Source organism: Joostella sp., assembly GCF_048266025.1.
Lineage (GTDB): Bacteria > Bacteroidota > Bacteroidia > Flavobacteriales > Flavobacteriaceae > Galbibacter > Galbibacter atrarenae.
On sequence record NZ_JBLXAF010000001.1, the window covers coordinates 614847 to 634363 of the forward strand.

At 32.2% G+C, this 19517-nt stretch carries 21 protein-coding genes; 6 read left to right on the plus strand and 15 right to left on the minus strand.

Annotated elements, in window-relative coordinates; genetic code table 11:
- Positions 1 to 27: 27 nt before the first annotated feature.
- From mtgA to pdxA, 7 genes are all read right to left on the minus strand, one after another.
- The gene (mtgA, locus tag ACN0TY_RS02620; RefSeq protein WP_417443252.1) at positions 28 to 729 is read right to left on the minus strand and encodes a monofunctional biosynthetic peptidoglycan transglycosylase; all 702 of its coding nucleotides are present in this window, start codon (positions 727 to 729) and stop codon (positions 28 to 30) included.
- A gap of 77 nt (positions 730 to 806) precedes the next feature.
- The gene (accC, locus tag ACN0TY_RS02625; protein ID WP_236957507.1) at positions 807 to 2162 is read right to left on the minus strand and encodes an acetyl-CoA carboxylase biotin carboxylase subunit; all 1356 of its coding nucleotides are present in this window, start codon (positions 2160 to 2162) and stop codon (positions 807 to 809) included.
- A gap of 93 nt (positions 2163 to 2255) precedes the next feature.
- Positions 2256 to 2759, minus strand: coding sequence for an acetyl-CoA carboxylase biotin carboxyl carrier protein (gene accB, locus ACN0TY_RS02630; protein WP_417443253.1), 504 nt, complete (start codon positions 2757 to 2759; stop codon positions 2256 to 2258).
- Between the two features lie 30 nt (positions 2760 to 2789).
- Positions 2790 to 3785, minus strand: a complete 996-nt coding sequence (locus ACN0TY_RS02635; protein ID WP_236957509.1) for a beta-ketoacyl-ACP synthase III — start codon at positions 3783 to 3785, stop codon at positions 2790 to 2792.
- A 171-nt stretch (positions 3786 to 3956) separates the two neighbouring features.
- A complete protein-coding gene (rpmF, locus tag ACN0TY_RS02640; protein ID WP_236957510.1) occupies positions 3957 to 4154 on the minus strand; it encodes a 50S ribosomal protein L32 in 198 nt (65 codons plus the stop codon).
- An 8-nt stretch (positions 4155 to 4162) separates the two neighbouring features.
- Positions 4163 to 4699 (minus strand): YceD family protein, encoded by a 537-nt coding sequence (locus ACN0TY_RS02645; RefSeq protein WP_236957511.1) that lies wholly within the window; start codon positions 4697 to 4699, stop codon positions 4163 to 4165.
- A gap of 293 nt (positions 4700 to 4992) precedes the next feature.
- Positions 4993 to 6051: a 4-hydroxythreonine-4-phosphate dehydrogenase PdxA gene (gene pdxA / locus ACN0TY_RS02650; RefSeq protein ID WP_417443254.1), complete on the minus strand. Its 1059-nt coding sequence runs from the start codon at positions 6049 to 6051 to the stop codon at positions 4993 to 4995.
- A 130-nt stretch (positions 6052 to 6181) separates the two neighbouring features.
- Here pdxA and ACN0TY_RS02655 point away from each other — a divergent pair, with 130 nt between their 5' ends.
- Positions 6182 to 6772 (plus strand): riboflavin synthase, encoded by a 591-nt coding sequence (locus tag ACN0TY_RS02655; RefSeq protein WP_417443255.1) that lies wholly within the window; start codon positions 6182 to 6184, stop codon positions 6770 to 6772.
- A gap of 48 nt (positions 6773 to 6820) precedes the next feature.
- On the opposite strand, the gene ACN0TY_RS02660 is transcribed toward ACN0TY_RS02655, so the two are convergent.
- Positions 6821 to 7132, minus strand: coding sequence for a type II toxin-antitoxin system RelE/ParE family toxin (locus ACN0TY_RS02660; RefSeq protein ID WP_417443256.1), 312 nt, complete (start codon positions 7130 to 7132; stop codon positions 6821 to 6823).
- Positions 7129 to 7341 carry a hypothetical protein gene (locus ACN0TY_RS02665; RefSeq protein WP_417443257.1) on the minus strand — a complete coding sequence of 71 codons (213 nt, stop codon included), beginning with the start codon at positions 7339 to 7341 and terminating at the stop codon, positions 7129 to 7131. The genes ACN0TY_RS02660 and ACN0TY_RS02665 overlap by 4 nt, the downstream gene beginning before the upstream one ends.
- Positions 7342 to 7561: 220 nt before the next feature.
- Between ACN0TY_RS02665 and ACN0TY_RS02670 the strand changes: the two genes are divergently transcribed.
- A complete protein-coding gene (locus ACN0TY_RS02670) occupies positions 7562 to 8728 on the plus strand; it encodes a hypothetical protein (RefSeq protein ID WP_417443258.1) in 1167 nt (388 codons plus the stop codon).
- A 104-nt stretch (positions 8729 to 8832) separates the two neighbouring features.
- Here ACN0TY_RS02670 and ACN0TY_RS02675 read toward each other — a convergent pair whose 3' ends face one another.
- The 5 genes from ACN0TY_RS02675 to ACN0TY_RS02695 all read right to left on the minus strand — a co-directional run bounded on the left by ACN0TY_RS02675 (position 8833) and on the right by ACN0TY_RS02695 (position 14620).
- The gene (locus ACN0TY_RS02675; protein WP_417443259.1) at positions 8833 to 10707 is read right to left on the minus strand and encodes an OmpA family protein; all 1875 of its coding nucleotides are present in this window, start codon (positions 10705 to 10707) and stop codon (positions 8833 to 8835) included.
- 490 nt (positions 10708 to 11197) lie between these two features.
- The gene (locus ACN0TY_RS02680) at positions 11198 to 11563 is read right to left on the minus strand and encodes a DUF6567 family protein (RefSeq protein ID WP_236957518.1); all 366 of its coding nucleotides are present in this window, start codon (positions 11561 to 11563) and stop codon (positions 11198 to 11200) included.
- Positions 11564 to 11710: 147 nt separating this feature from the next.
- Complete coding sequence (locus tag ACN0TY_RS02685; protein ID WP_417443260.1) at positions 11711 to 12376, minus strand: response regulator; 666 nt, start codon at positions 12374 to 12376, stop codon at positions 11711 to 11713.
- Between the two features lie 3 nt (positions 12377 to 12379).
- Complete coding sequence (locus ACN0TY_RS02690; protein ID WP_417443261.1) at positions 12380 to 14323, minus strand: hypothetical protein; 1944 nt, start codon at positions 14321 to 14323, stop codon at positions 12380 to 12382.
- A gap of 111 nt (positions 14324 to 14434) precedes the next feature.
- Positions 14435 to 14620, minus strand: coding sequence for a hypothetical protein (locus tag ACN0TY_RS02695; RefSeq protein ID WP_417443262.1), 186 nt, complete (start codon positions 14618 to 14620; stop codon positions 14435 to 14437).
- Positions 14621 to 14975: 355 nt separating this feature from the next.
- Between ACN0TY_RS02695 and ACN0TY_RS02700 the strand changes: the two genes are divergently transcribed.
- Positions 14976 to 15656, plus strand: coding sequence for a hypothetical protein (locus tag ACN0TY_RS02700; protein WP_417443263.1), 681 nt, complete (start codon positions 14976 to 14978; stop codon positions 15654 to 15656).
- 67 nt (positions 15657 to 15723) lie between these two features.
- Here ACN0TY_RS02700 and ACN0TY_RS02705 read toward each other — a convergent pair whose 3' ends face one another.
- Positions 15724 to 16488, minus strand: a complete 765-nt coding sequence (locus ACN0TY_RS02705; protein ID WP_417443264.1) for a hypothetical protein — start codon at positions 16486 to 16488, stop codon at positions 15724 to 15726.
- A 179-nt stretch (positions 16489 to 16667) separates the two neighbouring features.
- Between ACN0TY_RS02705 and ACN0TY_RS02710 the strand changes: the two genes are divergently transcribed.
- From ACN0TY_RS02710 to ACN0TY_RS02720, 3 genes are all read left to right on the plus strand, one after another.
- On the plus strand, positions 16668 to 17033 hold the full coding sequence (locus tag ACN0TY_RS02710; RefSeq protein ID WP_236957524.1) for a YegP family protein: 366 nt from the start codon (positions 16668 to 16670) through the stop codon (positions 17031 to 17033).
- A 293-nt stretch (positions 17034 to 17326) separates the two neighbouring features.
- Positions 17327 to 18535, plus strand: a complete 1209-nt coding sequence (locus ACN0TY_RS02715; RefSeq protein ID WP_417443265.1) for a site-specific integrase — start codon at positions 17327 to 17329, stop codon at positions 18533 to 18535.
- Positions 18536 to 18646: 111 nt separating this feature from the next.
- Positions 18647 to 19450 (plus strand): DUF805 domain-containing protein, encoded by an 804-nt coding sequence (locus ACN0TY_RS02720; protein WP_417443266.1) that lies wholly within the window; start codon positions 18647 to 18649, stop codon positions 19448 to 19450.
- Positions 19451 to 19517: the final 67 nt, after the last annotated feature.

Here is a 19517-nt window from a genome sequence, read left to right on the forward strand (position 1 = left end):
TATTATATGATTCGTAAATATAAACTTTTATTTATAGTTACTTTTATTTTCATTTTGAAGATTGAAAGCACCGTAATATTCCATCTGCTTTAAAATCCATTTTTCCCTTTGTTCAATGTAACTTGTAGCTGGAGAAGCCCTTAAAACTAATGGATTTGGTAGTATGGAAGCAATCGCAGCAGCCTCTAACTTAGACAGCTTGCTAGCGCTTTTATTAAACCAAAATTTTGAAGCAGCTTCAGCTCCATAAATTCCATCCCCCATTTCGATACTGTTCAAGTATACTTCTAGAATACGTTCTTTACTCCAAAGCTGTTCTATTAAAAAAGTAAAATAAGCCTCAAAACCTTTCCGAAGCCAACTTCTCCTAGGCCATAAAAAAACATTCTTTGCTGTTTGCTGACTAATAGTACTGGCTCCTCTTAATTTTTTTTCTTCTGAAGTATTTCTTATTACTTTCTCTATGGCTTGTACATCAAAACCATTATGCTTTTCAAACTTTTGGTCTTCACTACAAATAACAGCTAATTGAAGATTTTTTGAAATATTATCCATGGACACCCAATCGTGTTCCCAAACTAATTCTTGTTGCTTTTCATTCTGTTGATAAGCACGAATTGCCATTAATGGAGTTACAGGAACAGGAAGCCATTTGTAGAGCAAAACCCAAATAACAGAGATTGCCACAAACCACAAAAAGCATTTAAAAAGAAAGCGAAATATCCTCATATACCTGTAAAAATAAAAAAACCCGTATCAAATGTATTAAATGATACGGGCTTATATTATAATAATCTGCAAGAAATTTATTCTTCCTCTACTTTAGGTTTCATTTTGAAATCCTCCATAAATTTAGTTGTATAATTTCCAGCGATATAATCTGGTTCATCCATTAATTGTCTATGGAAAGGAATTGTTGTTTTTATTCCTTCAATTACAAACTCATCAAGAGCACGCTTCATTTTATTGATAGCTTCTTCTCTAGTTTGCGCTGTTGTAATCAACTTTGCAATCATAGAATCGTAATTTGGAGGAATTGTATACCCACTATAAACGTGCGTATCTAAACGTACTCCATGTCCTCCTGGAGCATGTAATGTAGTGATCATTCCTGGAGAAGGTCTAAAATCGTTGTAAGGATCTTCCGCATTAATTCTACACTCTATAGAATGTAACTTAGGCGTATAATTCTTTCCTGAAATTGGCACTCCAGCAGCCACAAGAATCTGCTCACGGATTAAGTCGTAATCTATTACCTGCTCGGTAATTGGATGCTCAACTTGAATACGTGTATTCATTTCCATGAAATAGAAATTCCTATGTTTATCTACTAAAAACTCTACAGTTCCAGCTCCTTCATATTTAATATATTCTGCTGCTTTAACTGCTGCATTCCCCATTTTTTCACGGAGTTCATCCGTCATAAAAGGAGAAGGAGTTTCTTCTGTTAATTTTTGGTGACGTCTTTGTACCGAGCAATCTCTTTCTGAAAGGTGACATGCTTTTCCGAATTGGTCTCCTACTACTTGTATTTCTATATGGCGAGGCTCTTCAATAAGCTTTTCCATATACATCCCATCATTACCAAAAGAAGCAGCTGCTTCTTGTTTAGCACTTTCATAGGCTTTCTGTAAGTCTTCTTCTTTCCAAACTGCACGCATCCCTTTACCACCACCACCGGCTGTAGCTTTAAGCATAACAGGATACCCCATTTCTTTAGCTAATTTCTTGGTTTGGTCTAAAGATTCTAAAAGTCCTTCTGATCCAGGAACCGTAGGTACCTTAGCATCATTCATAGTTCTTTTAGCACTTGCTTTGTCTCCCATTCTTTCGATCATCTCAGGGCCAGCACCAATAAACTTGATACCATGCTCCTTACAGATTCTCGAAAAGTTAGCATTTTCAGATAGAAATCCGTAGCCAGGGTGAATAGCATCTGCATTTGTAATTTCTGCAGCAGCTATAATACTAGATATTTTAAGATAAGAATCTTTACTAGGCGCTGGTCCTATACAAACAGCTTCATCTGCAAATCTAACATGCAGACTTTCTTCATCGGCCTTAGAATATACAGCAACTGTTTTGATCCCCATCTCTTTACAGGTTCTAATAACACGAAGTGCTATTTCTCCTCTATTTGCGATCAATATTTTTTTAAACATCTTCTGAAATTTTAATTTTTGAATTCTAAATTTTTAGGTTTTGCGAATGATGGGTTATACACCTTCATTCTACAATTTACAATTCTAAATTTCTTATGATGGATCTACCAAAAATAATGGCTGATCAAATTCTACTGGAGAAGATTCATCAGCTAATACCTTAACAATTTTACCTGAAACTTCAGATTCTATTTCATTGAAAAGTTTCATCGCTTCGATAATACATAAAACATCACCTACTGCAACTGTATCTCCAACTTCTTTGAAGTTAGGCTTGTCTGGTGAAGGTCTTCTATAGAAAGTACCTATAATTGGCGATTTTATGGTAATATACTTGCTGTCGTCTTCTGTTGCCGCTGCAGGTGCTTGTCCTGCATCTGCTGGTGCAGGTGCTGGCGCTGCTACAGGCTGTGGTGCCATTCCCTGTTGCATTGGCTGATTTACAGGTATTTGTTGAACATAAGTAGTGTTGTCACTTCTTTTTTCATCATCTCCTGTTCTAATAGTAATCTTCACATCCTCCATTTCAAGCTTTACTTCGCTTGCTCCAGATTTTGCCACGAATTTTATTAAACTTTGAATCTCTTTTAAATCCATGATTGAGTTTTGTTAGTTTTGAGTTTATTATTATGAGTTATATGCCCATTTTAAATAAATGGACCCCCAGGTAAATCCACCTCCAAAGGCTGCAAATACTAAGTTATCACCTTTTTTAAGCTGCTTTTCGTAATCTCTAAGCAACAAAGGTAATGTAGCCGAAGTTGTATTACCATAGTTTTGAATATTAACCATTACTTTAGAGGGGTCTAAATCTACACGATTAGCAGTAGCATCGATAATACGCTTATTAGCTTGATGCGGTACTAACCATTGTACGTCTTCTTTAGTAAGGTTATTGCGGGTCATTATTTTTTCTGCAACATCTGCCATATTAGAAACGGCAAATTTAAATACTGTTTTTCCGTCTTGGTAGACAAAATGTTGCTTATTTTTCACGGTCTCTTCGTTTGTAGGAAGGCGAGAGCCTCCTGCTTCGATTCTTAAGAAATCTCTTCCGATACCGTCACTTCTCAAATATTCATCTTGTAATCCGAGTCCTTCTTCATTTGGTTCAAAAAGTACTGCTCCAGCACCATCACCAAATATAATACAAGTTGCTCTGTCTTCATAATCTATTATTGAAGACATTTTATCAGCTCCAATAAGAAGAACCTTTTTATAGCGTCCGCTTTCAATGTAGCTTGCCGCTGTAGACATTCCAAACAAAAAACTAGAACAAGCTGCTTGCAAATCATAAGAAAAAGCATTTACAGCTCCTATTTCTGAAGCTACAAATGCAGCAGTAGCAGATACAGGCTGATCTGGAGTTGCAGTTCCTACAATTACCATGTCAATCTCATTAGCATCAACTCCACTTTTTCTAAGCAGGTCTTCCGCAGCTTTTATAGCCAAGTAAGAAGTTCCCTGTCCTTCTTCTTTTAAAATGCGCCTTTCTTTAATTCCTGTTCTGGAGGTTATCCATTCATCATTTGTATCAACTAAGGTTTCTAGTTCCTTATTTGTTAATATATAATCGGGCACATATGCTCCTACAGCTGTAATAGCTGCTTTAGGTCTATTCATAATTCGCTTAGTTTTTATCAAAAACGTGCAAAATTCGATGAAAATTAATCAAAACTACTAATTTTCGATCAAATAGTGGTGCAAAATAGGGTGTTTTTGACTTATAGAAAAATTTTGAATAAAAAAACTCTCACTTCTGTGAGAGTTTTAACTTTTTACTAAAATTTTGCTTTACGCTACTTCTTCTACAGTGTTATCAATAAGAACTTGACCTCTGTAATAAAGTTTACCTTCATGCCAGTGAGCTCTGTGATACACGTGTGCTTCACCCGTTGTAGGGTCTGTAGCGATCTGAGGAGTAGTAGCTTTGTAATGCGTTCTTCTTTTATCTCTTCTTGTGCTGGACTGTCTTCTTTTAGGATGTGCCATTTTAAATATTATTTATCCGTTAATAGTTTTTTCAATTGATCCCATCTTGGATCTGTTTCTCCGTCGTTACTTTCTTTTTCTTCTTTTGGTTGAAACGCTTCCAGTTTCTTTAAAGTCTCTGTTGCCAATGTTCCGTCTTCTACTCCCGGATGAATCCTTTTATTAGGAACCGAAAGTACAATCATCTCATAAATGTATTGTGCTACATTTATTTGATGTTCTGAATGTGGTATAATAAGGATCTCTTCATTATCATCATTATACTCTTCTCCAAACTGAACCAACAGATGCAATTTCCCTTTTACTTCTTGATCGTAAGGCTCATTGGATAAATCACAATAAACATTTACAGACCCATTTGCTTTAAAGGTTAATTCCAACATATTACTCTTTTTGTCTAAAGTAAATTTAACAGCTACTGCTGCATCATTAAAATCTTCAAACTCAAAAGCATCAAAGAACTTTTTGTCTATTTCAAAGTTGAACTGGTGTTTCCCTTCCTTTAATCCTATAAAAGGAATGTCAAACTCCTTTAATTTCTTCATTTTGAACATCAGTTTTAAAAGCCTATACCTCAAGTATAAGGCGGGTGCAAAGATATAAATTTTTATTTATGATAATAATGTTATTAACTTTTTTTTGTTTATAACTATTATTTCTCTCAACGCTATAGCTCATTCCCTTTTAGAACACTAGAAAACACTAGCGTTTAGAGGTGATTGGCTGATATAAATGTCATCTTAAAATAGGACTGTAATTTACATACATCCTTTTTAATAATTGGTTTTCTTACAATTATTTATCAAAATAATTGTTTTAAAAACTCACTTAAAAGCAACTAGTTCCTGTCTGGAGTTTTTCTACTTATCTTTTTTAATGGATTTGCTGTTAACTCCTTATATTCTTCTCTATTTTTAAAGATAGTTATTGCCGTGAACACAGCCTCTTCAAACGATTTATGATTTGCTTCTCCCTTTCCTGCTATTTCAAAAGCAGTTCCATGATCTGGTGATGTTCTCACTTTAGAAAGTCCAGCAGTATAATTTACTCCTTTACCAAAAGAAAGTGTTTTAAAAGGAATAAGACCTTGGTCGTGGTAAGAAGCTAAAATAGCATCAAAATTAAAGTGCTGACCTGAACCAAAAAAGCTATCGGCAGCATATGGCCCATAAACCAATTTCCCTGTATCGTTAATTTTGGTAATAGCTGGACGTAAAACCTCATCATCTTCTTTTCCTATTACTCCGTTATCTCCCGTATGTGGATTTATCCCTAAAACAGCAATTTTCGGTTTACGCACTTTAAAATCTTGCACTAAAGAGTTGTAAATCTTACTGACTTTTGTTTCTACTAACCTAGCTGTGATTTTTTTACTGACGTCTTTTACTGGAACATGGTCTGTTAACAAGCCTACTTTTAGAGTATCCGTTACCATAAACATTAACGCTTCTCCTTCTAGTTCTTTGGCTAAATAATCTGTATGCCCTGGGAAATTAAACTCTTCCGATTGTATGTTGTGTTTATTAATAGGCGCTGTAACCAATACATCTATTTCATCATTTTTTAAAGCTTCGACAGCTGCTTTTAATGATAAAAACGCATATTTCCCACCTTCTTCTGTTTCTTTACCTGGCTCTATATTTGGGGTTTCCTTCCAAACATTAACAACATTTATTTTCCCTTCTACTGCTTTATTAACAGTATCTATACCATTATATGCCAGCTCCATTTTAAGCATTTTACGCTGGTAGTTTATAACCTTTGTAGAACCAAAAATTACAGGCGTACAAAATTCTAACATTCTACTATCTTCAAAAGTTTTAAGAATTACTTCGCAACCTATACCATTTAAATCTCCAATGGAAATTCCTACTCTTATGCTGTTATCTGCTTTCATTTTGCTTGCTTTGTACTTGTAACAATTAGTTTATAAAACACCTATTGCGGATTATCGTTATCTTTAGTAGGTTTGTTTAATTGTATTCGACTATAAGGAATACATGCAAATTTAATTAATAAATATACAAATGTTTACGGGAATTATAGAAGAGTTGGCACGAGTTACAAATATTGTACAAGAAGCAGATAATTTACACCTTACTATAAGGAGTACAATTACAAACGAACTAAAAATAGACCAAAGTGTAGCTCATAATGGTGTATGTCTTACTGTAATTGCTATTAATGGCAATGAATATACAGTTACTGCTATTAAAGAAACCCTAGACAAAACTGCTATCGGTAAACTTGCTATTGGCGATGAAATCAATTTGGAGCGTGCCATGAAAATGGGAACACGCCTCGACGGACATATTGTACAAGGCCATGTTGACCAAACTGGGATTTGTAAAAATATCTCTCAAGAGAATGGTAGCTGGAGATTTACTTTTACCTACGATACTTCTAAAAATAATGTGACCATAGAAAAAGGCTCCATAACTATAGACGGCACTAGCCTCACAGTTGTAGATTCTAAAACCGATGAATTTAGCGTTGCAATAATTCCTTATACTTTTGAACATACCCGTTTTAAGAATTATAAAATTGGAGATGAAGTAAACCTTGAATTTGATGTGATTGGGAAATATGTATCTCGATTAATGGGATTACAGAAATAAGCGTTTTATATTCATTCTTATTAAATATACACACCAATTTAGACTCTATTATTTATTCTTTCTTGGATGTTGTCTCGTATCAAAAACTCTAACTATATAAATATGAGTGTTCCCTTCCCTGTAAGTTATCTTACAATGGTGACTTATAAGTTTACGATAATCGAACTTTAGGTGCGTAAAAGTTTCATCTACTGCACCTATTTTTAAAGTATCTACATTATTATTTTGCAATATCTCCGTGCTTTTACGTAGTTCAGTAGCTATTTCCCTTGCTTTACCACGCCCATATATACCGATATAGAATTTTGTTATTTTTTCTAAATCTTTAATGGCCCTTAGAGACCAAACAACAGACTTCATTCTTTAGTCCAGTCTTCAATCATTTTTTGAACATCACCCTGACTATGCACACGATTAGATGCAATGTCATCTTCACCTTCTACAATCATCTCATCAAGTTGATTTTGCTCTATATATGATTTTGCTGTTTTATATAAAACGTCCAAGAGATTTTTATCTCCTTCTTCTATATATTTTTGGAGCTCTTCTCTTAATTCTAATACTCCCATAACTTTTTGTTTTAAGAATGTATAAAGATACAATTTCTCTATCACACACTTAAGTTACAACATTGATTGTTAGCAGGAATGCTTTTAGATACATTTTATAAGGCATGACAAATATTACTTTACACTATTAATTAATATGTATCTCAATTAATGAGATTACAGAAATAATTATTCTTCATTAAATAGAAAAAATCGGTATTTTAGTTTTAAACAACTGAGTATGCGCTTATTTCTATTTTTTGTATTGATTTCTGAAGTATTATTTGCTCAAAACCAACTCCAGGCTGTAATATTGGATAGCGCCACGAAGGCTCCTTTAGAATTCGTAGATGTATATAACCACTATAATTACACGTCTACCAATGCCGACGGTTCCTTTTTATTTACTTCTGAAGGAGATTCGGTTTTTATAAAACACCTTGGATATAAACCTCTGCGGACAACTTTTAATAAACTTTATAATAAAGAAAACATCTTTTTAGTTGAAGAAACTATTGTTTTAGATGCAGTCGTATTGACCAAAAAGAATGATGTTTATAGCAGGATAGTTAAGAGCATAGAAAGCAATTATCCATTTTTCCCTTATGAAGAGCGTTTTACATTGCGCGCTTTTTTAAAGAAAAACGATTCCGTTTTAAAACTCCAAGATCTTACAGGTAAGTTGAAACGAAAACAACTCTTTGCTACCAAAGAACATTCTATGCCTAGAAGAAATTACGAGGTAGAGCTTTCTAATATGCGAAAAGCAGGGATTAAAGAAGAGGATATAGAGTTTATGTTAGGCGATTTCACAAAAATCTTAGATTGGTGTATCCTTCACGCTCCACTGAAAAAAGACAAATACGATGTTAAATCGGGGGTTATAAATGACACCGTAAGCATTGTGGAGTTTACTGTTAAAGACTCTATTGTCAAGGCAACCAACAGCAATAACAGTGGTTATTTAAAAATTAATACTGAAAACAATGCTATTTTAGAGAATTATTTGGTTTTAGAAAGAGACTCTGTTGACTACGAAAAATCTGGTCCATATAGATACAGAACTAACTTTATGAAAATTAATGCTTTTTTTGAGCAGGCAACCAATAAAAAGTATTTTTTGAAAAACGCCAAAGTGGAAGCAGTTTTAGAGGTTATAAACATAGAAACTTCAAAAAAGGACATATATAGTTGTTCGTATATTTTAACTACTCAAGACAATTTCAAAGAATTAAACATCAAAAAGAATGCGTCGGTTAAGAAAGATATTTTTAAGCTGAAATATCCTTATAATTCTGTTTTCTGGGAGAAACAGAATCAGTTGTTGCTTACCAATGAAATGCTTGATTTCTTGAAAACCGTTAATGATGAGAATAATGAATATCGTGCTATTTCTAACTTAAATTAGCATGAGGGATTGAGCGGTATGTTTGAGCTCTCCAGAAAACAACGTGTCTGGAAGCGAGTAGCGAAAGCGCGACCCAAAGGGGCATGCCATAAAAACACTTATCGTTATTTAGAAATTTTAAATTCTGACCTACGATTTAACTTATAAGATGACTTGCTACAAGGGCCGTTGCTAAAGCAGTCGTTTGAAAGTTGTGCCTCCCCTTTTCCAACGGCAGTGATTCTACTGGTAGAAATTCCTTGAGAAACAATATAAGCAGCTGTTGCCTGCGCTCTTCTTTTGGAGAGTTGTAAATTATAATTTTCGTTCCCAATACGGTCTGTAAATGCAGCTATTTCTAGCTTATAATCAGAATGATTTTTTAAATACGCTGCTATTTTATCGAGTTCTATTTTAGCTGATTCTTTGATTGTACTCTTGTCGAAATCGAAGTAAATCTCTTTTAACGTTAGTAATTCATCTAAACTTTGCGAAGTTAATGTGTAATTAAATATGTTTTTAGCCGTATCAACATCGGTTTCTGTTATAGGGATATAACCCTCTTTTTCTATTTGAAGCGTAACTTCTTTCTCACAAGAAATGTAATCTTTAAATCGGTAAGCTCCCGAAACATCTGTATTTGTAGTTGCCACAGACATTCCGTTTACCAATAGCGTAACAAAAACATTTTGTAAAAGTTCTCCTTTCTGATTCTTAACAGTTCCAGCAACTTCTGTAACACAATTTTCAGTGAATTTATAAATATTGCTATTTCCGTTTTTTGTAGATGCAAAATAACCAATGTTCTCGTTTTCTGCGATAGAGATACTAAAATCGTCTTGAGAAGAATTGATACTCGACCCTAAGTTTGTGATTTTTCCAATCTCTAAATTAGAGTCTATTTCTACAGAAAATATATCGAAGCCTCCCAAACCTGGGTGTCCATCACTAGAGAAATAAAGAATTCCATTTTTACCAATAAAAGGGAAACTCTCACGAGCTTCTGTATTAATTTTATCTCCTAGGTTTATAGGTTCTGTATACGAGCCATCTTCAAGAATGGAAACGGCATATAAATCTGACATTCCTTTTGTTCCTGGCATATCTGAAGCGAAAAATAATGTTCTACCGTCTGGTGTTATTGCAGGGTTTGCCACAGAATATTGATTGCTATTAAAAGGTAATTTATTTATGTTCTCCCAATTACCATCTGCATTTATAGCTGCCTGATATAATTGAAGTCTATTTATTTTATCATCTCCCTTTATAAGTTTATTTTTTTCTGAATTACTTCTTGTAAAATATACCTTTCTATCTTTCTCTATAAAAATAGCAGCCGACTCATTGAATTTAGAATTGATGTTTTTGGAGAACTTAATTGCTTTATTTCCACTTTTAGGATCTGCAATATATAGGTCTGTAAAAGGTTTATAATTCCACCGTTGTATATTTTTAGCTAAAAATCCTGTGTCTCGGGCAGAAGTAAAAACTATTTTGTTTTTATAAATAGAAGGCGCATAATCTTCATAAGGAGAATTAAAATTTACAAGAGCTACTTTATATTTAACGGCATCTTTATAAATGGCATTTAAATACTCAGGATTTTTACTGTATAAAATACCTCTAATATCTTCTGGATACTTCTTATGCAAGTCTTTTAAAACAATATTAGCCTGCTCATAATATTCATTTGCTTTTAAAGAAAGGGAATACCTGTAGTAATATACTGACTCAAGAATGCTGTCTGAATTTACTAACTTCTCGTACCATTGCATCGCCCTTTTGGAATCGCCCATATAATAATAGGTGTCTCCTAATTTTTTATATAATTCTGGCGAATTATACCCATTGTCTGCAATTCCTTCATAAATCTTTGCCGCCTTTACATAATCTAGTTGCTCATAAGATTTATTAGCCTTTTTTAAGGCCCTATTTTGCGCAAACAAGCTCGTTGAGAACAGTAAGAATAAAACGGTAATATTGGCAAGCAGAAATTTCATAGTATTTATGAACGTATGTTCATATACGTTTCATCTTCATAAGGTTAAATCCGCCTTAAAGATTGAATAAAATCTTTTTCTTTTTACGTTTTATTAGTCAAAATACAATTTTTTAAGTTAAAATGTAAAATATGTATTGTTCGGATATGTAAAACATTTAATCTTCCCATCCACAAAGAGTTCTTTTCTTTTGAATAGCTACATCTAACGTCACTTTTTCTATTGCCTTAGAGCAGTTTGACAAACCTCTACATGTTTTAGTATAATGGTATTTTTTACTGTAATTTCCATTACATATAAAAACTGATCTCTCTGTTGAAAATACACTAGAAAGGCTCAGAAATATATATAATGAGCAGGTTATTATTATCCAAAAAGTCTTCATAAGTCTTAATTATTATTTTATCAGTCTAAAAAAGCAAAGGCCATCCAAAAAATGTAATAAAACATGTTTTTAGACAGCCTTTAAGAAACAGTACCGAAACAAGTTTTAGTTACCAGTAAATTCAATTACTTGACCTGATGCAAAAACTTCGTATGTTCTTACAAACGGAAAAGCAGTGTGTTTTAACTCTACAGTTTGGTTTATAACAGCACGAGAAGCTCCTTCTGTATCTGCATTTTCAAACATCTCAGCTTTGGCTTCATTAATCATTCCTTGTTTAGAAAGCCCCCCAATTCCTAGAATATAGGTAACTCGAGAGTATCCTTTCGCATTACCAATTACTTTAAAATTGTTTTTTGATAATACCACTTCTGTAGTTGTATTGTTTGTGTTTGAGGTAAGTCCGTTATGCAAAGCACAACTAGAGCATAAAATGGAGAATAATAGCATTGCTATTCCCGCTTTTTTCATAATAGTTAGGGTTTTAAATTAGAGCTGGCGAAGCTAAGTTTTCTAATAAAAAAATCCTTACGGAAAACCGTAAGGACCCTTTTCTCCTCAAAATATTTAGCCAAAATAATCTAAATATATCTTTCAATGTTATTAAAAACCAATACCTTATATGATTCCCAAATCTTTAGAAATAGCAACCAAATGAGTAGAATTTTTAGCTTTAAACGAAATTCTTAAACCACTTATACGTTTTTCAATAGCACTCAGGCTACATGGTTTTATATTTTCATTTATAAATTTCTTTCTAATATCTTCTTGAGAATTCCCTTGAGATAGCGCTTCTAGTAATAGAATATCATAATCTTCAATCTCTAAATTCTGAGTTTCTTTGATAGCATATTCTAAATCTGAAGAAACAAACTTTTCATTATTATACACGCTTTCTATAGCAGTAACCATTTCTTTAGTGCTATTTCTCCCCTTACACACATAGCCATCAATTAAAATAGTATCAAAGAAAGATTTTATTAATTGCGGTCTGTCTTCCACAGAGTATATAATTACGGAAATGTCTGGCTGCTCCAATTTTACTTTTGCTGCCAGCCGCTCTCCAGAATCGATTAAGGATTCTCTATGGTCTTGCTTAAAAGAAAGGTCCGTAATCAAAAGATCATAAGGTGTATTGTTTAGCAATCCGCTTTTTATCTTTAAAAAAGCATCATCACAATATTTAGCATGATCTATTTCAAAATCATAAAACGCTCTCAAAGTATTTACCAACCCTAAGTTAATACTATCAATATCTTCTGCAATAAGTACTTTTTTAAACATTGATTAAACTGGTATTGTTATGTTTGCTTTAAATCCTTTTCCAAGTGATGAGTCAAAAGTAAAACTTCCTTTAATGCCATCAATACGGTTTTCCACATTTACCAATCCATTCGTCACAAAATCTCTCGTAAGGTCGACTCCACAACCATTATCAGAATAAGAAATTTGTATATCTTTTTTTTCAGAAGTGAAATTTAACACTACAACAGATGCTTTACTATGCTTTTTCATATTTACTAAAAGCTCTTGCAGTGATCTATAAATCACTCTCTTTTTATAGGTAGGAACTTCTTCCCAAACAATTCTCGATAAACCACGATTTAATATATTCACAGTATCATTTCGATAACTATTTATGAGTCCTATAATTTTTTCTGAAAATTGCTCATCGATATCTAACCTTGCATTATCCCGAGCTATATTTCTGGTTTTCTCGTAAACTCCTTCTAATTGATAAAGAATATCATCCTTTGTCTTATTTTCTAAAGTAGAATTCTCGGTATAAGCAATAATATTAAACATATCATTAGCAAGCTCATCGTGTACTTTTTTAGAAATCAGCATTTCTGTTTGGTAAGCTTGATCTGCCTTTTCCCGTTGGTGTTTAGCTCTTAAAAGCAAATAAAAAATATAGCTAGCTATGACTATTATAACAATAACAACTCCCAAAGCTATATTGTTATTATGCTGCTTTTCTATACGGAGCTGATTAATTTTAGCCTCATTAAGGAGCTTTAAATTTTCTTCTCGATTTTTATCACTTTCGTATCTAATTTTTGCAAATGTATTTTTTAATCGGCCTTGAGAAGTTGTTATACTATCGTTTAGCTTCTTGTAAACCATAGCATATGTCCTAGGATTATTTGATGAGGCTATCAACAAAGACAAGGCCTCCATAGTATCTTCATTACTTTTTGTTTGCTGCGCTAATTTAAACCCCAACAATGCCATGGAAGATGCTTTATGTATTTGATTATTCTTTAAGTAATGATTAGATAGATGCAAATAACTAGTTGCTTGCCCAGAAGCGTCATTAATATCTCTCCTGATTTCAAGCGCCTTTTTTAAACCTTCTTCTGCATCAGGATACTCTAAAAAACTAGCTACATTGGCCTTATTATCTATATTTCTTGCTTTCAGTTCTAAATTATCTTCATCTTCAATAATGTCTTGCTTAGATAATTCATCTAACAATTTATACGCCTTTTTATAAGCTCCTTGCTCTGTATATACAACCGCTATGTTATTTTCTACTTTTGACTTTGTAATAGAATCGCTTGCCACATTTAAAGCTTTATTATACCAATGGAGGGCATCTCCATATATTTTTTGCTTTTTTGATGCTATAGCAAGAGCATTATAAATTCCTGCTACATACTTTCTATTCTTAGTATTCTCCAAATATTGTAATGCTCTAACACCAGTCTGTTCTGCCTCATTATAGTTACCAATTGCATTTAAAAGATTAGTAAGGTTTAATAATTTCATACCTGCTTCAATAGTATCTTTTACGCTTTCATAAGTTTTTATAGAATTATAATAAGCAGCTAGCGATTTATCGATTTTATTATTCTTTCTGAAATAAAATCCTAGTCGGAAATAAGCATCTGCAATAGCTAAGCTATCTTTTCTTTTTTGCTGAAGCTGAAGTAATTTCTCAGTGTAGTAAGTAGTGCTATCTAAATTTGTTTTACGAAAAAGAGAAGCTCTTTGCATTAATAAATCAGCTTCCAGAGAATTATCATAATCACGAACATCTTCGAGTAATTTTTTATTCAATTGAAGCGCACTATTTAAAGAGCTCTTTTTTAAGATGTTTACCTCTTCAAATTTACTATAGAGACTGTCTTTTTTAGGAAATTCATGTGTAGTCACTTTTTTATCACAACTGATAAAACAATAACTTATAAAAAAGAAAAAAGGGAATGAAACTAGTAGCTTTTTCATTCCCCAAAATTAAAAATTTATCGCACTTAGAAACATAATTTGATTAAGGTTTTATGCTCAGCTACCTTTTTGTCATTCCTTATAATTACATCCGAAGTATGATTCTTAAAATTAGTCGTTCTTTGTTGGTGTTTCAGGTTCATCAGGCTTATCTGGATCTGCATTAATTTCAGCATCTTCTCCAGTAGAACCTTGTTCATTATAAAGTGCATCTGTAGTTGCTACGCTCTCTTTTGTACAAGACTGTAAAACGGCATTTAAAGAAATAATGGTAAGTATTAAAAATATTTTTTTCATGATTTAATGTTTTAAAAATTAAACAATAGTGCTGCTGTCCGCTCTTGCAGATATCATTTTTCAGCAACTAGAATGGTTAAGGAGAAACTCCTTTGCTTTTTGGGAAGTAGAAATCCAAATGCGATACTAAATAGTTTCTTCCCAGCTACTCTATTTCTCACATTGTGGATTCCCGTAAGAAAAGTTGATGCGCTTTAGTTATGTTAGCTATACATAACCTCCACTTTTCTTACAGGCAAATTAAGCGTGGACTTACTGTTTAATTGTGGACAAAACACGGAAAAGAATGTCCGACAAAAATGTCCACTCTTTGTCTAAATATTTTTACTTTTAAAGACCTGAACTTAATACAATTATGAAGAGTCCACATGAAGAACTTATAATGCGTGTTTTTGATAAAGCAAAATCCAAAAGCGGTAGTGATACCAAAAATGGGCAAGCAACACATCTAGCGGCAACTTTCTCAGACGATTTCCATCATTCTATTTCAGTAAAAACACTAACTACTATTTATAACATCTATATTTTAAAAGACACGAGCAGATCAGCTACTTTAAAGCCAGAGTTGTTATCTGTTATGGCTCGCTATATTGGATATGATAATTATGAAGAATTTGTAAGCGAGACCGATATTGTAGTTCCACCAAAGAAAATAAGAGTGAATAAACTTGAACGAATAACACTTATTTCTTTAGTGATATTATTATTTATAGGACTCTCTTATACATTAGTTTTTAGTTCTGAAACAGAGAAATGCATGAGTTGGAAAAAAGTAAATTATGAAATCGTTTCTTGTGACATTAGTGAAGCTGAAACTCCTAATCAGATTATTATTTACAATAAGGCTTTGTATAAAAAGCAACGTAAAATCTCTCCTGCAGATGTGAAAATAGGAGAATCATACTATTGCAAAATGAATGATAATTCTATTGAATATTTCTCTTATTACGGGCAGCATCCTATTACCAAAAAGCACCTTAAGCCTGTTACGGAATATATCTATAAAAAATATGTGACTCCATTATTAGAAAAGTAAGCAAATAGAAAAAGCCGCTCTAAAGTTACTCTAGAACGGCTTCGTTGGTTAATGCATCATTGCTTGGTTAGTCTTTATAGGTGTATATTACTTTATATGTATTAGTTTCCCCTTCTTTAGCATCTGAAGTAGTAATATCTGCTGATAATGGATACCTATCCTCATCATAGTCATATTCAGCATTATATATGTATATTATCTCATTATTCTCATTTTTATAAGTAATTCTTGTAGGGTTATTATTTGGAAAAAGAGTTCTTGCTGCTACAACTTCTGAAGCTTGTGGACTCATACTAAGATTAAGCTGAACTTTATCCATAGCCTCAACAAATCCTGCCGCTTCTAATGTATAGAAATAAGGGTTTGGAACATCGTCATAAGTTATTTCAGCAGTATATTGCTCATAAGTATAATCTTGAGTATTGTAATTATACTCTTCTTCTATAAATGATACTATTTTTGGATTCTTATTTTCATCATACTCTTCTACAGTTGCTACTTCAAAAGCGTCATAAGGTGACTTATAAAGTTCATTTACATCAAAAGCATCACTACCTCCTCCAGTAATGTCAGATAAACTACCATTTTCATAAACAAAAATGCTACTTTCTTCTCCGTTAGAAACAGTAGAAACACGACCATCTGCATCATAACCTATTGTAATATTTCTGTTGTAATATTCATCTTTAGGTGAAAATGTAGAAATAGATTTTAATAGTTTCACTTTTACATCTCCATTAACTTCTTCAAATTCATCAGAAGCTGAATCACTACAACCAACCATAAAAAAGGCTATTGACATTGATAAAATAGATAGATTTCTAAAATTCATTTTTGTTTATTTAAAATTATTTAGGGCAAAAGTAAATTTCCTTTATCGGCATTCCTTACGGAAAACCTCAATCCAGTGTTTTTTATATCCTTTTTAAAAACATCAATGGGATTCCATGAGAATAAATTAGATTTGTAGCTCGGAAAAAATTAAGAATCTTAAAAAACTACAGCTTATATATGGGAATGTTCGTGATTAGCAAACGATCTAATGGAGATTATAAATTTGTATTTACTTCGAGAAGAGGTAAAACTATTTTTACTAGCATTGGTTGTAAGCAAAAATCAGATTGCGAATTAATAATAGCTGCAATCAGAGAACATATCGAGCAATTTACTTTTACAAAAAAGAGCACTCCCTCCCGAAAACATTTTTTTAGACTCTCTAAAAATGGCCTTGTGTTGGCTACCAGCAGAAAGTACTCTACAGAATTAAGTCTTGAAAAAGGAGTTAATGAAATTCTAACCTATATTAAAGAAGCCGAAACATTGGATTTTTCTGAAAATGAAAATGTTTTTAAAGATGAAGCTGCTGTTTTTGGATAAGATTATTCTTTTGGGATTGATTAAATATAGCTCCTAAAAATAACTTATTGGAACCCTAAAAACAACAAAAGCCTCACAGAAATGTAAGGCTTTTGTGTAATTGTGGTCCCACATGGGCTCGAACCATGGACCCCCTGATTATGAGTCAGTGAAAATAATTTTCTTTTATTTACTTATAACTTCTTTTGATTTGAAAATCAGGTAGTTAAAAAATAATATTTTTCTTAAAGTTTCTTTTAATTACATTTATTCCTTCAAATGTTGTACATATGTTGTACTGATAATAAAAGAATATGGCTAGTATAAAAACTGTATTAAGAAAAACACAACTCTCTGATGGTAAGTATCCTATCTGTTTGAGAGTCACTAAGGATAGAAAATCTAAATTTTTTAAAACAATTTATAATGCCAGTACAAAGGAATGGAATAAAAATGAAGGTAGATTTAATTCAAAGAAAAAAGATCACCTAAAGCATAATGAATTCCTCAGTGGTTTTGAAAATAGAGCCGCCAAAATATTAGGTGATTTAGACCTAAACAAAGAGTTTTATACACTGGATGATTTTGAAAAAGAGCTAAGGGTCAATACGAATCCTCTTAATAAAAATGTTTTCATACTATGGGATGAACTAATTAAAGAAATGGAATTAGCAGGAAGAATGGGGAATGCAAGAGCTTATCAAGACACGTATAACTCCGTAAAGCTGTTTAATAATAAGTCTAATGATTTATCTTTTAACGACATAACTCCTGCGTTTCTTTCAAAGTATGAAGCCTTCTTAAGATCAAGAGGAGGGACTGACGGTGGTATCGGAGTAAAAATGCGAGAAATTCGTGCGCTCTATAATAAAGCTATTGAAAGAGGAATTGAAAAAAAAGTGAATTATCCCTTTAGTAAGTATAAAATATCGCGATTAAAAGGAAAGGGAATAAAGCGAGCTTTAGGAATAAAGGATGTTCAAAAAATAATTAATGTTGACCTCTCTAATCATCCGCACTTAGTAAACAGTAGAAATTACTTCGTATTTAGCTTTTACACTAGAGGTATGAATTTTGCTGATATGATGAAACTACGGTTTGAGGATATATCTGATGATCGGATATACTATATACGTTCGAAAACTAATGGCAATTTTATTGTAAAAATACTACCTCCAGTTCAAGATATTATTGCTCATTATAAATATAGAAAAATAAACAAATATCTATTCCCTATTCTTTTAAAAGAAGACCTAACCCCTCAACAGTTAGAAAATAGAAAGAAAAAAGTTTTAAAAAAATATAATAAAGATCTTAAAGAAATTGCCAAAATCTGTAAAATTGACAAGCCAATTACAAGCTATGTCGCAAGACATAGTTATGCTAATTGTTTAAAGGAAAAAGGCGTTTCTACAGATATTATAAGCGAATCAATGGGACACCAAGATTTGGCAACTACAAAAGCTTATTTAAAGGAACTTGACAGCTCTTTACTAGATCAGGCAAGTGAACTATTGTTATAGTATAATATTCAAAAAAATATCAAAAAACAACTAATGAACATTATGGAATTCCACATTTGTGATAGTAACGAAAGCTTTATATTTACCAAAGTAACCTAAATACCTTTTAATATGATTGGTAGAATTAGAAGACGTACATTTATAATGACGTCTTTACTTTTGACCTTTATTTCAGCACTTCTTTATTTTAATTATAAAATTAAAACAGAAGAAGACCTTCATTTCTTATGGTTTATTTGTTTAGTAATTATAATAATAAGTATGCTTATAAGCATTGGAAGATTAAAAGATATTAATTTATCAGGTTGGTTAGTTATTTTACTATTTATTCCTATAATTCAATTTGCATATATATTATTGTTTTTTATCGACGGAACAGTAGGTGAAAATAAATATGGTTCAGATCCAAAAGAAAGATTAAAAAAAAGTATTTCTTCAGCACATACAAATGATTCTAAAACAACAAGTAGTAGCATACTTGAAAAAAAGTTAAAAATTGTCGAAGATAGCTATAAAGAAGGACTATTGACTGCTAGTGAATATACATCTAAAAAGGATCAAATCAACAAAGAAAAACAGCACTATAACAATAAGCTCCTCAAAAAAGAAGAGTATATCAGTAAAAAAGGTAGATTAAAAGATTTGTATGCGAATGGTATTATCTCTAAAGATGAATATGATAAAAAAAATGAAGTTCTAGAAAAAGATTATAGAATTAATAATTATACTCAAGCAGAAATTAACTTAAATACAATAGCATATTATGCATCAAAAGGCAAAGAGCACGGACCACATCGAATATATGAAATCATTCAATTAGTCCAAAATAAAAAAATCAACCCAAATTGCTTTATTAGGTTCGAGCATGAGGATACTTATACTAAACGAGCCAATGAATTGCTAGAAATTAAATAGTTGCTCATTGTTTATAATTCAATTTCTAGGTACAACTAATTCGGATTAGTATCATGATAGAGAACAT